13 protein-coding genes and 1 pseudogene are annotated in these 12,218 nt (G+C 40.6%); 6 read left to right on the forward strand and 8 right to left on the reverse strand.

All coding sequences use genetic code 11. The features are described 5' to 3' along the window. Positions 1-20: 20 nt before the first annotated feature. From nlpD to truD, 5 genes are read right to left on the reverse strand one after another with little or no spacing between them, the layout of a single operon-like run. The gene (gene nlpD / locus ACXVWB_RS06385; RefSeq protein ID WP_289902141.1) at positions 21-1,250 is read right to left on the reverse strand and encodes a murein hydrolase activator NlpD; all 1,230 of its coding nucleotides are present in this window, start codon (positions 1,248-1,250) and stop codon (positions 21-23) included. Between the two features lie 23 nt (positions 1,251-1,273). Continuing rightward, positions 1,274-1,462: a hypothetical protein gene (locus tag ACXVWB_RS06390; protein ID WP_049357322.1), complete on the reverse strand. Its 189-nt coding sequence runs from the start codon at positions 1,460-1,462 to the stop codon at positions 1,274-1,276. A 16-nt stretch (positions 1,463-1,478) separates the two neighbouring features. Further along, entirely contained in the window at positions 1,479-2,054 is a 576-nt protein-coding gene (locus ACXVWB_RS06395) for a YqaA family protein (RefSeq protein ID WP_458485245.1), read from the reverse strand. A 53-nt stretch (positions 2,055-2,107) separates the two neighbouring features. Further along, entirely contained in the window at positions 2,108-2,848 is a 741-nt protein-coding gene (gene surE / locus ACXVWB_RS06400) for a 5'/3'-nucleotidase SurE (protein WP_289902143.1), read from the reverse strand. After that, positions 2,848-3,870 carry a tRNA pseudouridine(13) synthase TruD gene (truD, locus tag ACXVWB_RS06405; protein ID WP_289902144.1) on the reverse strand — a complete coding sequence of 341 codons (1,023 nt, stop codon included), beginning with the start codon at positions 3,868-3,870 and terminating at the stop codon, positions 2,848-2,850. Before truD ends, surE begins: the two co-directional genes overlap by 1 nt. Before the next feature lie 207 nt (positions 3,871-4,077). Here truD and rraB point away from each other — a divergent pair, with 207 nt between their 5' ends. The 3 genes from rraB (at position 4,078) to slyD (ending at position 5,971) form a co-directional block, all read left to right on the forward strand. Beyond that, positions 4,078-4,506 (forward strand): ribonuclease E inhibitor RraB, encoded by a 429-nt coding sequence (rraB, locus tag ACXVWB_RS06410; protein ID WP_049363970.1) that lies wholly within the window; start codon positions 4,078-4,080, stop codon positions 4,504-4,506. A 62-nt stretch (positions 4,507-4,568) separates the two neighbouring features. Beyond that, on the forward strand, positions 4,569-5,282 hold the full coding sequence (locus ACXVWB_RS06415) for an SIMPL domain-containing protein (protein WP_289902145.1): 714 nt from the start codon (positions 4,569-4,571) through the stop codon (positions 5,280-5,282). 44 nt (positions 5,283-5,326) lie between these two features. Continuing rightward, the gene (slyD, locus tag ACXVWB_RS06420) at positions 5,327-5,971 is read left to right on the forward strand and encodes a peptidylprolyl isomerase (RefSeq protein ID WP_289902146.1); all 645 of its coding nucleotides are present in this window, start codon (positions 5,327-5,329) and stop codon (positions 5,969-5,971) included. A 50-nt stretch (positions 5,972-6,021) separates the two neighbouring features. Here slyD and ACXVWB_RS06425 read toward each other — a convergent pair. The 3 genes and pseudogenes from ACXVWB_RS06425 to hslR all read right to left on the reverse strand — a co-directional run. After that, positions 6,022-6,487 (reverse strand): annotated as a pseudogene (locus ACXVWB_RS06425) (TIGR00645 family protein); the annotation flags it as partial. A gap of 22 nt (positions 6,488-6,509) precedes the next feature. After that, positions 6,510-8,120, reverse strand: a complete 1,611-nt coding sequence (gene rmuC / locus ACXVWB_RS06430) for a DNA recombination protein RmuC (protein WP_289902147.1) — start codon at positions 8,118-8,120, stop codon at positions 6,510-6,512. Positions 8,121-8,236: 116 nt separating this feature from the next. Then, complete coding sequence (gene hslR, locus ACXVWB_RS06435) at positions 8,237-8,632, reverse strand: ribosome-associated heat shock protein Hsp15 (RefSeq protein ID WP_128787968.1); 396 nt, start codon at positions 8,630-8,632, stop codon at positions 8,237-8,239. Positions 8,633-8,697: 65 nt separating this feature from the next. Here hslR and nudE point away from each other — a divergent pair, with 65 nt between their 5' ends. The 3 genes from nudE to cysQ all read left to right on the forward strand — a co-directional run bounded on the left by nudE (position 8,698) and on the right by cysQ (position 12,218). Next, positions 8,698-9,246 carry an ADP compounds hydrolase NudE gene (nudE, locus tag ACXVWB_RS06440; protein ID WP_289902148.1) on the forward strand — a complete coding sequence of 183 codons (549 nt, stop codon included), beginning with the start codon at positions 8,698-8,700 and terminating at the stop codon, positions 9,244-9,246. A 114-nt stretch (positions 9,247-9,360) separates the two neighbouring features. Next, positions 9,361-11,361 (forward strand): OPT family oligopeptide transporter, encoded by a 2,001-nt coding sequence (locus ACXVWB_RS06445; RefSeq protein ID WP_289902149.1) that lies wholly within the window; start codon positions 9,361-9,363, stop codon positions 11,359-11,361. Between the two features lie 47 nt (positions 11,362-11,408). Further along, entirely contained in the window at positions 11,409-12,218 is an 810-nt protein-coding gene (gene cysQ, locus ACXVWB_RS06450) for a 3'(2'),5'-bisphosphate nucleotidase CysQ (protein ID WP_289902169.1), read from the forward strand.

The raw sequence follows: 12,218 nt of genomic DNA on the forward strand, positions 1-12,218 counted from the left end.
CACTTTTTTCTGAGAAAAGATTATCTTCTCGGTAAGTATCTAACTGGATCGACAGATTTACCTTTATAACGGATCTCGAAGTGAAGTTTCACAGCATTGGTCCCTGTGCTACCCATTTTCGCAATCTCTTGGCCTGCTTTCACTTCTTGTTGATCGCTCACAAGGATCTTGTCGTTGTGTGCATAAGCACTTAAGAAATCATCGTTATGTTTGATGATGATTAAATTACCATAGCCACGTAACGCATTACCCGCATACACAACACGACCGTTCGCTGCGGCTTTAACTGCTTGACCGCGAGAACCGCTGATATCAACCCCTTTATTACCACCATCGGTATTAGAGAAACCTTGGATCACGTTACCTTGGGTTGGCCATTGCCATGCAATATTCGACGCAATAGGTGCGACAACATTCGCATTAACAGGCATATTATCTGTGGTCGCCACTTGTGTGGTAGTCGTCGTTGCCGGCATACTCGGTGTATTGGTATAAACGGGTGCTGAAGCTGCACTACCTACGCCGGATTTAATTGGACCAATCACCGTACCATCAGAACCAATTTGTGTACCGTTCGCACCTGGTGTATAAGTCACTTCTGGCTCAGTTGGGGCTGCCGGTGCAGCTGGTGCCGTCGTTTTCACGGGTACAGTCGTAGTAACCGTTTTAGTTGAACAATTTGAAATTTTTAACGTTTGGCCTACACTTAAGCTATAAGGCTCTTTCATATTGTTCATGCTTGCCAAATCTTTCACGTCCATACCCGTCAAGTAAGCGATTAAGAACATGGTATCGCCTTTGTTGACTTTATAGGTATTTCCTTTGTATGAACCTTTTTGAATTTGGCTGTAATCTGGTGCGTTGGTATTTGGATTACGCGGCACGTTAATTGCACCTGAGCTAGTACAATCAGAAACCGTTTTAGTTACTGTTTTAGTTTGTGGTTGAACCGGAGCTGGAGCAGGCGTTGGTTTAGGCTGTGCTGCAGCAGGTTGTTGTACCGGTTGATAAGTCGGTTGGAAACGTGGCTGTGGTGTTTGAGTTCCCGTTGGCACGCTATTGCCCATGGTATTTGGCATCGTATTTTGTTGGATTTCTGGCTGCCATGTACCGCTCGAATTATTATCAACCGGCTGCATTACCCCTGGAGAAAGGGTGCCATCCACATTTTCGATTGGTGCAGGACTATTTGAACTACAAGCGGTTAAAATAGCGATACTCACAGGGAGCAATAAAAACGATTTTTTCATTTATTCTTCCTTTGATATTAAATTTATTTCATTTGATTTGGCATCGAATTCTTTTCAATTTCCGGCATAAAGCTACCACCAGCAACCGCTCCCGTTCCTTCTACGGGTTGCATAATACCATCTGGCAATGCGTCAGGATCTTGTTTTTGTGGTTCTCCTGTACAAGCTGAGATCAGCAATGCACTCGAGATAATAAAGCGTAATTTATTCATAAAAAAGGTCATCCTGTTATTTTAAAATAAGATAAGCAATCACAGCCAGAGCAACGACACTCCAACCAATGACTTCAATAGATTTACGTAATTTCGCGGCAAATTTTTCTCCGCCCCATGCGGCGAGTTTTGCCACTAAAATAAAACGAGCAAAACGCGACACAAACGCGGTAATCACAAACGGGATAAACGCCATTTGCATCACGCCTGCGCAAATGGTGAAAACTTTATAAGGAATTGGGCTAAAACCAGCGATAAAGACCACTAACACGCCCCATTCTTTAAACCACGCCATAGCTTGTTCCCAAGCAGCTTGGTAGCCCCATTGTTGAATATAACCTTGAACCCAATCAAAGGCATAGTAACCAATAGCATAACCAATCATTCCACCGACAACCGAAGCAATCGTAGTATAAAGTGCAAAACGAAATGCACTTTTCGGTTTTGACATTGACATTGGAATCAACATCACATCGGGTGGAATTGGAAAGAAAATGGCCTCAATAAAACTTACAAAGGATAACCAAAACACGGCAAAGCGATGTTTTGACCATTGCATTGTTTTATCATACATCGCACCAAAAATATTCATTCATTTATCCTTTATGGGTTCAACAAGGGAAAAATACATTTCAAAATGGCACATTATTCACTTTCCAGCCAATCTTGTAAAGCAGCAATTGACTGATGAGCAGTAAGATCGGCTTGAATTGGCGTAATGGCAACATACCCATTTTTTACCGCATGGAAATCTGTCCCTTCCCCATCATATTCCGGCAAGCCTGATGGACCAATCCAATAGATATTTTCGCCACGAGGATCTTCTTGTTTAATCACTTCCGCTGCAGAGGTGCGATAGCCTAAATGACACACCTTAATACCTTTGAGTTCTTCGTAAGGTAAATCTGGCACATTGATATTGATCACTTCGCGTTTATTCAATAATTGAGGATGTAATTTAGGGATCAAATCACACACCACGCGAGCCGCTGTTTCATAATGCAGACGACCATCTAAAGAGACGGCAATGGCTGGCAATCCTAAATGACGCCCTTCTAATGCGGCCGCCAAGGTGCCTGAATACAAGGTATCATCACCCATGTTACAACCTGCATTAATACCCGATACGACAAGATCAACTTGTCCAGATAAAAAACCATTTAAGGCCAAATGCACACAATCTGCGGGGGTGCCATTCACACAATAATCACCGCAATCTAAATGACGAGGGCGAAGCGGCTCAACAAGCGTTAATGAGCTTGATGCTGCGCTGCGATTACGATCGGGCGCGACGATCACCACATCGGCAATTTTTCGTAATTCTTTTGCTAAAACTTGAATCCCTTCGGCGTGAAAACCGTCATCATTGCTGACTAAAATTCGCATTATTCTTCTTCCTTAATATTCACTAACTCTCGCACCAATGCAGTGGCATAACTCCCTGCCGGCAAATAAAACGAGAGTTTTAAGCCTTCTTCAACAAACGTCCAATGGAAATCTTTTGCCTGCATTAATAAAGGGCGGCGAGTGGCTTTCATTCTTTCTTGTTTCATTAATTCTTGGAAAACTTGATGTTCCAAAACCACTTGATTTTCGACCGCACTTGCGGATAAATTTTCCTCGCCAATTAAAGGCGCGGTGAGCAAAATATCTTGCTCGTTCAAACGTTGCTGTAAAACCGCTAAATCTTCATTTTCATCGGCCTTAAACCAACTGTGCGATCCGTTTAATTGTACAATATCGTCTCTTAGAACCTGATCTGCCACATTTTGTTCAATTCGTTCTGCCACAACTAAATTAAAAATTTCACTGCGAGCTGCAGAAAGGTAAAAACTGCGTTTTTTACGATCTTTGACCTTAATCTCTCCTTTCGCCCAACGAATCGCTTGAGTCAGATTATGACCATCACGCCCAAAACGTTGTTCGGTGAAATAGTTAGGAAAACCGTATTTCGCCACAAAATTTAAACGTTCATTTAACTCATCACTTTCTTTTGCACCGCGCAATAAAATCTCAAAAGCATTTCCTTGAAGACTGCCCGTGCGAATTTTACGATTGTGGCGAGTCACTTCTAAAATCTCGACACCTTCCAATTGAAATTGGCTAAAATCAGGCGTTTCTTTCCCTGGCATTTGTAAACAAAACCATTGTTCTGTAATACCATGACGATCTTTCAAACCGGCATAACCCATATTTCGATCAGAAATACCCGCAAACTTGGCAAGTTTTTCGCCCACAAACAATGTATTGCAATCTGTTTTACGGATTTTTACCGCCACGAATTCGCCTTCGCCTGACATTTCATAGCCCAGATCTTCTTTCACAATAAAATCAGCGAACTCCTGCTTTAAAAGTGCGGTTGTTTTTGGCGGTGTTTTTAAGGTGAAATAGGGGAGATGTTTGACCATTTTTTTTCGTTCTAAAATAAGAAAGCCCAACTTTTTTCGCTGCAATAAATAGCGTGATCAGCTGGGCATATTAAGCACAATTTATTCGCGCAGAATTTTAACCTTTCCGCCCCTTCAAGGCAAACTGAAATGAGAATAAATTTTTAGCGACATTTTCATCTTTATCCCCTACAATGACCGCACTTTTTCTGACAAAAGGAATGCCTTATGACGAACTTTAACGAACTTCAAGAAGAAACCCGTGAAATCATTACGGATTTATTAAATGACGGCAGCGATCCGGATGCCCTTTATATTATCGAACATCACATCGCCCATTATGATTTTGATACCTTAGAAAAAATTGCCGTGGATGCTTTCAAAGCAGGCTATGAAGTGTCAGAAGCAGAAGAATTTGAAGATGAAAATGGCAAGGTCATTTTCTGTTTTGACATCATCAGTGAAGTGGAATTAAAACCCGAAATTATCGATGCACAACAAAAAGAAATTTTGCCATTAGTGGAAAAATACAAAGGCATTTATGATGGCTGGGGCACGTATTTTGAAGATCCAAATGCCGAGGATGATGAATACGGCGATGACGGCGAATTTTTTGACGATGAAGATGTCGAAGACGACAACGAACGTTTACATTAATAATAACAAAGGGCGTGTTAAACCGCCCTTAATTTTTATCTTAGCCAAATAGGAATGAAACAATGAAACTCAAAGCGCTTTCTTTAGCATTACTTGCCTTACCTATCACTTCTTTTGCAACAGAACCCGTATCTCATCAGCCAACGGATGTCAGCTTTAGTGTTGAAGCAGAAAAAGAAGTAGAACGTGATTTATTGCAAGTCTCCCTTTTTTACCAAGCGGAAGGCAATGATTTATCCACACTCAATAAAACCATGGCAGAAAAAATGAATAAAGCCATTGAGTTAGCAAAAGCACAAAGTGCGGTTGAAATTAAGGACAATTCTCGTAATACCTGGATTCGCTATGATAATAAAGGCAAACAACAAGGCTGGATTGCGCGTGCAGAATTAACCTTAGAAAGTAAAGATTCTCAAGTATTATCAACCTTAGTGCAGGAATTAGATGGCGTATTAGCCATTGATCGCATAAGCGCATCTGTTTCACGTGAGAAATTAAATAGCTTAGAAAAAGAATTAACCAAAGAAGCTTTAGCGAAAGTTAAAGATAAAGCCCTATTAATTCAAGAATCTTTGCAGATGAAAGGTTATCATACACAAAGCCTTGAGGTGTCTTCTGCCAATGATTCTGCGAATGATTTTCGCCCTTATGCTGCAGGGGCAATGATAGCAAAAAGTTTCTCTTACTCGGATGAAAAAGATGAAACTTACACTCAAAGTGGCAAAGAGAAAATTAAAGTCAGTGTGAATGCACGAATTGCATTGCTTAAAGAATAATTTTCTATACAATGAACGACGATTTTTTTAATAAGGAAAACAAGATGAAAGTAGCAAAAAATACGGTTGTGAGTATCGCTTACCAAGTACGTACTCAAGACGGTGTATTAGTTGATGAAGCACCTGCAAATCAACCATTAGAATATTTACAAGGCCACAATAACTTAATCATTGGCCTTGAAAATGCCTTAGAAGGTAAAGACGTTGGCGACAAATTTGAAGTGCGTGTTCAACCTGAAGAAGGCTACGGCGAATACAATGAAAACATGGTTCAACGTGTACCAAAAGAGGTATTCCAAGGCGTTGATGAAGTGGTGGTTGGTATGCGTTTCTTAGCAGATACAGACATCGGCCCAGTTCCTGTTGTGATCACTGAAGTGGATGGCGATGAAGTGGTAGTTGATGGTAACCATATGTTAGCGGGTCAAGAATTACACTTCACTGTTGAAGTTGTTGGCACTCGTGAAGCAACATTAGAAGAAATTGCTCACGGTCACGTACATGGTGCACACGATCATCACCACCATCACGATGACGAAGATGGTCACAGTTGTGGTTGCGGCGGTCACGGTCATCACCACCATGACCATGATCACGATCATGGACACGGCGGTTGCTGTGGCGGCGGTCATAAACACGATCATGATCACGGACACGGTCATGGCGGCTGTGGTTGCGGCGGTCACTAATCTTAATCTAGAGACAAAAAAGTGCGATCAAGTTTGATCGCACTTTTTTATTAATGATTTTTATGGCTTGTACTGTACAGAATTTTGTCGGTATAAGCCATCGCAATTGCTGAAATCAAGAAAGCAAAATGAATAATTACTTCCCACATAATTGTTTTTTCAGGAATTTTTGAGGCATTCACAAAGGTTTGCAATAAGTGAATAGACGAAATGCTGATAATTGACATAGAAAGCTTCACTTTCAGCACGGTCGCATTCACATGGCTCATCCATTCAGGTTGATCCGGATGATTTTTCGTGCGTAGTTTTGAGACGAAAATTTCATAACCGCCTAATGTCACCATCACCAATAAGTTCGCAATCATCACTACATCAATGAGATTGATGTACGGTGAGCATAATGGTGTCTGCATCCATTTCATTAACATTGGTGATGAGATACCACAAGTTTTTCACAAACTTGTAGGCATAGATACCTTGTACGACAATTAAACCTAAGTAAATAGCCGCTTTTAAAGAAAAATTCAACAGGTATGCTTTATTTTACCCCGTTCTCGTTAGTGATAAGAGATAGACGTGTTAAATCTACGTCATTATTGAGTAATTCAACGTTTGGCATGCTCTTGTTAGCCTTCGCTGACAAGTCTTTAAAGCGTTCCACTTTCCCCACTAAACCTTGTTGCCCCACAAGGGCGGTGACGGTGCTGTTGTATTGATTGCTCACGGTAGAAAGGGTGTTACCCAGTTTGTTTAAACGTTCTGCCACCAAGCAAATCTGGTTGTAAATTTCACCTGCTTTTTCTGCGATTTCTTTTGCTTCGGCGTTGCCGCGTTCGATACGCCATAAATTCGCCACTGTGCGTAAAATTGGCATGAGAGTCGTGTGTGAAACCATAATCACATTTTTCTCGTAGCCATAATTAAATAGATTTGGATCTAATTTTAAGGCTTCAATATAAGCGGGTTCCACTGCAATGAACATCAAGACAAAATTAGGACTGCGCATGCCAATCAAATTGCTGTAATCCTTGCGATGCAAGTCATCAATGTGATTTTTCAGGGCTTTAATATGCTCCCTTAGTAAACGCTCACGTTCAAATTCATCCTCAGAATTGACCGCACTTTCGTAAGCATTCAATGACATTTTGCTATCAATGATGATGTTTTTCTCATCGGGCAGATTAAGCACAAAATCAGGATAGTTTCGACCGCCTTGTTCATCTTTAAAATGGGCCTGCGCACTGTAATGCACGTTTTCAATGAGTCCCGCAAGTTGAAGTGCGCGTTCAAGTTGCACTTCTCCCCAGTTGCCTAAGGTTTTCTTTTCCCCTTTTAGCGCAGAAGTTAAATTATTGGCTTCTTGCGACATATTTAAGCCAATTTCCAACACCTTTTTGATTTCTGCTTCTAAGCCCGCATTACCTTTCACCGATTCCGAATGGATTTCATTGACCCGTTTTTGAAAGCCTTCGATTTGTTCTCGGAAAGGCTTCAACAAGGTTTCCAATGCCGTTTGATTGGTTTGATTAAAGGATTGGCTTTTTTCTTCCAAAATGCGGTTGGCCAGATTTTGGAATTCTACGCCTAGTTGTTGTTTGGATTGTTCAATATGCTGTTGCTGTTCGGCAAAATGCTTTTCTTTTTCGGAAAGAGTGGTTTTCAACTCCGTTAATTCTTGTGAAAGTGCGGTCAATTTTTCCTGCGTTTTTTGCTGCTCTTGTTCTTTTCTAAGTACATTTTCTTGCGCTTGTTGTAATTGACCTTGTAAGCTTTCGGCTTGTGCGGATGCGATCCCAAAGCGTTCTTTTAATGCGGTGATTTGCCCGCCAATTTGATCGTGTCGGCGCTGTTCTTCATCCAATTCTTTTTCTAAATATTGGATTTTTTCATCACGTTCATTAAGACGAATTTGCAAGCCTTCCGCATGCGTTTGCGCTTTCACGGCTTGTTGTTCTAATTGATTTTTGATTCCGCTTAAGGAGTCAAAACGCTCAGCTAATTGATTGTAATCGCCGATGGTTTTATTGAGGTCTTGTTGTAATTCTTGCGTATCTCGTTTGCTGCGGCTTAATAGAAAAAGCATCACAATGCTGATAAACACCAGCACGGCAATGATGATTAAATATTGATTAGAGGTGAGTTCTGACATAAATAAGCTCCTGGAAACAGAAAAATTTTAGCATATTCCCAGGAGCTTTTTAAAAATTAAAATGGTTTCAGACAGATAAAAAAAGTGCAAATCACCTTGATCTGCATTTTTATTTTCTAGTATTCATCTTGGTGTTTAAATTTCAATAAATCTCGACGTTCTTTTTTGTTTGGACGACGATCAGGATGTGGCATCGAAAGTGCATTATTTTTTCTCGCCCATGCCATTTCTTCGCGTTTTTTCACACTCTGTGCCGTTTCTTGGTAAAGCAATTGAGCTTCAGGGGCGCCTCGGCGCTGGTCACTCAAGGCAATCACTTCAATTTCTTTTTCATCACTGCCTTGACGTAACTTAATCATGGCACCGATTTCTACATTTTTACTTACTTTGGCTCGTTGACCATTGTAATGGACTTTGCCCCCTTCAATCATCGCTTTCGCAATGCTACGAGTTTTGTAAAAACGTGCTGCCCAAAGCCATTTATCTAATCGTACTTCGTTATTTTCTGCCATAACTCTTCCTATTTCTCTCACTTTGCGTATGATGAGCCAATAATTAAGATAATAGGGCTAATATCATGAAAAAACAACTTCCATATATTCTTTCCATTTCCACCGTGGCAAAATCTCGCCTGTTTGAAATTCAAGCTGTTGATCTCAAATTCTCCAATGGAATTGACCGCACTTACGAATGTTTTCGCCCTTTCAATCGAGATTCCGTGATGGTGATTGCCATTGATGGAGAGGATCTTCTCCTGATTCGCGAATATGCTGTTGGAACGGAACAATATGAATTAGGTTTTGTAAAAGGTGGAATGGATACGGGAGAAACGCCCGAACAAAGTGCTAATCGCGAATTGCAGGAAGAAATTGGCTTTGGGGCAAAAACATGGACATTTTTACGCACGATGAAGATCAATCCACAAATCATGGGTCATAAAATGCACGTTTTATTGGGTGAAGATTTATATCCAAATCAACTAGAAGGAGATGAACCAGAGCCATTAGAAATCGTGCGTTACCCTTTATCTCAACTTGACACATTATTGGTGAGTGACGAATTTAATGAAGCAAGAAACTTAACCGCACTTTATACCTTGCTAGATTATTTAAAAAAACGTAAATAACTCGAAGAAATTTAGATAAATTCTAATCATAAGTAATTAACTTTAAATAAAACTTGAATAAATATTCTTTTTTTGAGAATGTATAGTCATTTTTCAAAATAAATAGGACAATCTATGTTGCATGATAATTTAAAAGAATTGACCTTTCGAGGAATATTCCTCGGTGCGTTAATCACAGTGATTTTCACTGCCTCTAACGTTTATTTAGGTCTTAAAGTAGGGATGACATTTGCCTCCTCCATCCCAGCTGCCGTAATCTCTATGGCAATTTTAAAATTCTTCAAGGATTCCAGTATCTTAGAAAATAACATGGTGCAAACCCAAGCTTCATCAGCGGGGACCTTGTCTTCTGTTATTTTCGTTCTTCCAGGCCTGTTAATGATGGGTTACTGGCAGGAATTCCCATTCTGGCAAACTGTGCTTATCTGCGCCTCTGGGGGCACCTTAGGCGTACTATTTACCATTCCATTACGTCGTGCAATGGTGGTGAACAGTGACCTGCCTTATCCTGAAGGTGTGGCAGCAGCTGAAATTTTAAAAGCAGGTAACAATAATGAAAACGATAGCGGTGTAAAAGATATCGCTTACGGCGGTATTTTTGCAAGTGTTGTTGCATTCTTAACAAACGCATTACGTGTCATGTCTGATAGCGCAAGTGCCTGGTTTTCCAATGGTAAGGCGGCTTTTCAACTACCGATGGGCTTCTCTCTCGCATTAGTTGGTGCCGGCTATTTAATTGGTATTGTAGGCGGTCTTGCAATGTTATTTGGAACATTTCTCGCTTGGGGTGTAGCTGTACCTTATTTCACGGCGACAGGTGATATGCCAACCGATGCTTCTATTGTAAGTTATGCGATGACGGAATGGAAAACCAAAGTTCGCTTTATTGGTGTAGGCACTATCGGTATTGCTGCAATCTGGACATTATTAATCCTTCTCAAACCAATGATTGAGGGAATGATTCATTCTTTCCGTATGTTAAAAGGCTCACAAGCACAATCCGAACATCGTATTGATATCGACTTATCACCAAAAACCATTATTTATATTTTGTTGGCGACTGTCGTATTAATCGTGATTTCCTTATATCACTTCGTTGCAGCCGCACCAATCTCTGCTGAACTTGCCGTGTTATTAGTGGTAGTTTGTACTGTACTTGCGGTGCTAATTGGCTTCTTCGTCGCAGCGGCATCGGGTTATATGGCGGGATTAGTTGGTTCATCTTCTAGCCCAATTTCAGGTATCGGAATTATTTCCGTTATCGTGATTTCACTTGTTTTAGTGACAATTGGTAAAAGCAGTGGTTTATTTGAAACGGCAGACGGTCAAAAATTCTTAACCGCATTGACCTTATTCACCGCATCTATCGTATTAACCACAGCAACCATTTCAAACGATAACTTACAAGACTTAAAAACCGGTCTTTTAGTTGAAGCCACCCCTTGGAGACAACAGGTTGCATTGATTATTGGTTGTTTTGTTGGTGCATTAGTGATTGCGCCGGTATTAGAGATTTTATACCACGCTTATGGTTTCACGGGTGCATTACCTCGTCCAGATATGGATCCAACACAAGCACTTTCTGCACCACAAGCAACCATTATGACCACTATTTCAAAAGGTATTTTCACCAACCAATTAGAGTGGACTTACATTTTAAGTGGTGTAGGTTTGGGTGTGGTGTTAATCATTGTTGATGCATTTATGCGTAAAACCAGCAACGGTCGCTTTGCCTTACCTGTTTTAGCAGTAGGTATTGGTATTTATCTTCCACCATCAATTAATATGCCAGTTGTAGTTGGTGCCGTGATGGCATGGCTTATTTCTCGTCATATTAAGAACTATGCAAAACGAACTCACAATACTGAAGTGGAGAAAAAAGCTGAACGTTTTGGTACACTTTTCGCTGCCGGTTTAATCGTGGGCGAAAGCTTAATGGGTGTTATCTTAGCCTTCATTATCGCGGCTTCTGTGACATCTGGCGGTTCTGAAGCGCCATTAGCCTTAGCGTTAGAAAACTGGGATAATATGGGTGAATTACTCGGTCTTGCCGTATTTATCTTTGGTATCGTCATTTTCGCTTCTCGTGTGCTACGAGCGAAAAAAGCCCAATAATCAATCACCATAGGCTATCTTCCGATAGCCTATTTTTATAAGAGAAAATTATGCAATTATCTCAATCTCTTCTCGATCAAGTTCGCTCGCTCGCCAATGAAGCGGGAAAACATTTGGCTCGTTTTTATCAACAGAATGTGGCAATACAAACTAAATCGGATAACACACCTGTGACAGAAGCAGATTTATTTGTCAGCCAGTTTTTAATCGAAAAACTAACCGCTCTTTTCCCTGATATTCCTGTTCTCTCAGAAGAAAATTGCAATATTCCGTTTGAACAACGTCAAACTTGGCAAACCTATTGGTTGATCGATCCCCTTGATGGCACTCAGCAATTTATTAATCGCACGGATCAATTTTCGGTCTTAATTACACTCGTGCAAAACCACCAACCTATACTTGGCGTCATTCACTTTCCTATTCTAAATATCACTTATTACGCCATGAAAAGTTTCGGGGCTTTTAAACAAACCGACAAAGAGATAAAAGCCTTACAACCACGAAAAATTGATCTCACAAAACCTTTAAAAATCGCCGTAGGCGCAACTACTTCGCAAGAAAAAGTGCGGTCAATTTTAGCGAAGAATTTGTCATGCGAATTTACGGTGGTCGGTTCAAGTAGTTTAAAAAGTGGCTTAGTCGCAGAAGGAGCGGTTGATTGCTATATTCGCCTCGGCAAAACCGGCGAATGGGACACTGCAGGCGCTGAAATTTTATTAGCTGAAATCAATGGTAGAATTTTCGATCCACAATTTCAGCCACTTACCTATAACCAGCGTGAAAGTTTAATTAATCCAAACTTTGTGATGGTGTCAGATAATACACAAAATTGGGCATCTGTCTTTCAATTTAATTGA

The sequence above is a fragment of the Haemophilus sp. SZY H53 genome (assembly GCF_054332375.1).

Bases quoted from the DNA above. Each gene is read 5' to 3' on its own strand.
- nlpD (WP_289902141.1), bottom strand. From the start codon at position 1,250: ATGAAAAAATCGTTTTTATTGCTCCCTGTGAGTATCGCTATTTTAACC.
- ACXVWB_RS06390 (WP_049357322.1), bottom strand. From the start codon at position 1,462: ATGAATAAATTACGCTTTATTATCTCGAGTGCATTGCTGATCTCAGCT.
- ACXVWB_RS06395 (WP_458485245.1), bottom strand. From the start codon at position 2,054: ATGAATATTTTTGGTGCGATGTATGATAAAACAATGCAATGGTCAAAA.
- surE (WP_289902143.1), bottom strand. From the start codon at position 2,848: ATGCGAATTTTAGTCAGCAATGATGACGGTTTTCACGCCGAAGGGATT.
- truD (WP_289902144.1), bottom strand. From the start codon at position 3,870: ATGGTCAAACATCTCCCCTATTTCACCTTAAAAACACCGCCAAAAACA.
- rraB (WP_049363970.1), top strand. From the start codon at position 4,078: ATGACGAACTTTAACGAACTTCAAGAAGAAACCCGTGAAATCATTACG.
- ACXVWB_RS06415 (WP_289902145.1), top strand. From the start codon at position 4,569: ATGAAACTCAAAGCGCTTTCTTTAGCATTACTTGCCTTACCTATCACT.
- slyD (WP_289902146.1), top strand. From the start codon at position 5,327: ATGAAAGTAGCAAAAAATACGGTTGTGAGTATCGCTTACCAAGTACGT.
- rmuC (WP_289902147.1), bottom strand. From the start codon at position 8,120: ATGTCAGAACTCACCTCTAATCAATATTTAATCATCATTGCCGTGCTG.
- hslR (WP_128787968.1), bottom strand. From the start codon at position 8,632: ATGGCAGAAAATAACGAAGTACGATTAGATAAATGGCTTTGGGCAGCA.
- nudE (WP_289902148.1), top strand. From the start codon at position 8,698: ATGAAAAAACAACTTCCATATATTCTTTCCATTTCCACCGTGGCAAAA.
- ACXVWB_RS06445 (WP_289902149.1), top strand. From the start codon at position 9,361: ATGTTGCATGATAATTTAAAAGAATTGACCTTTCGAGGAATATTCCTC.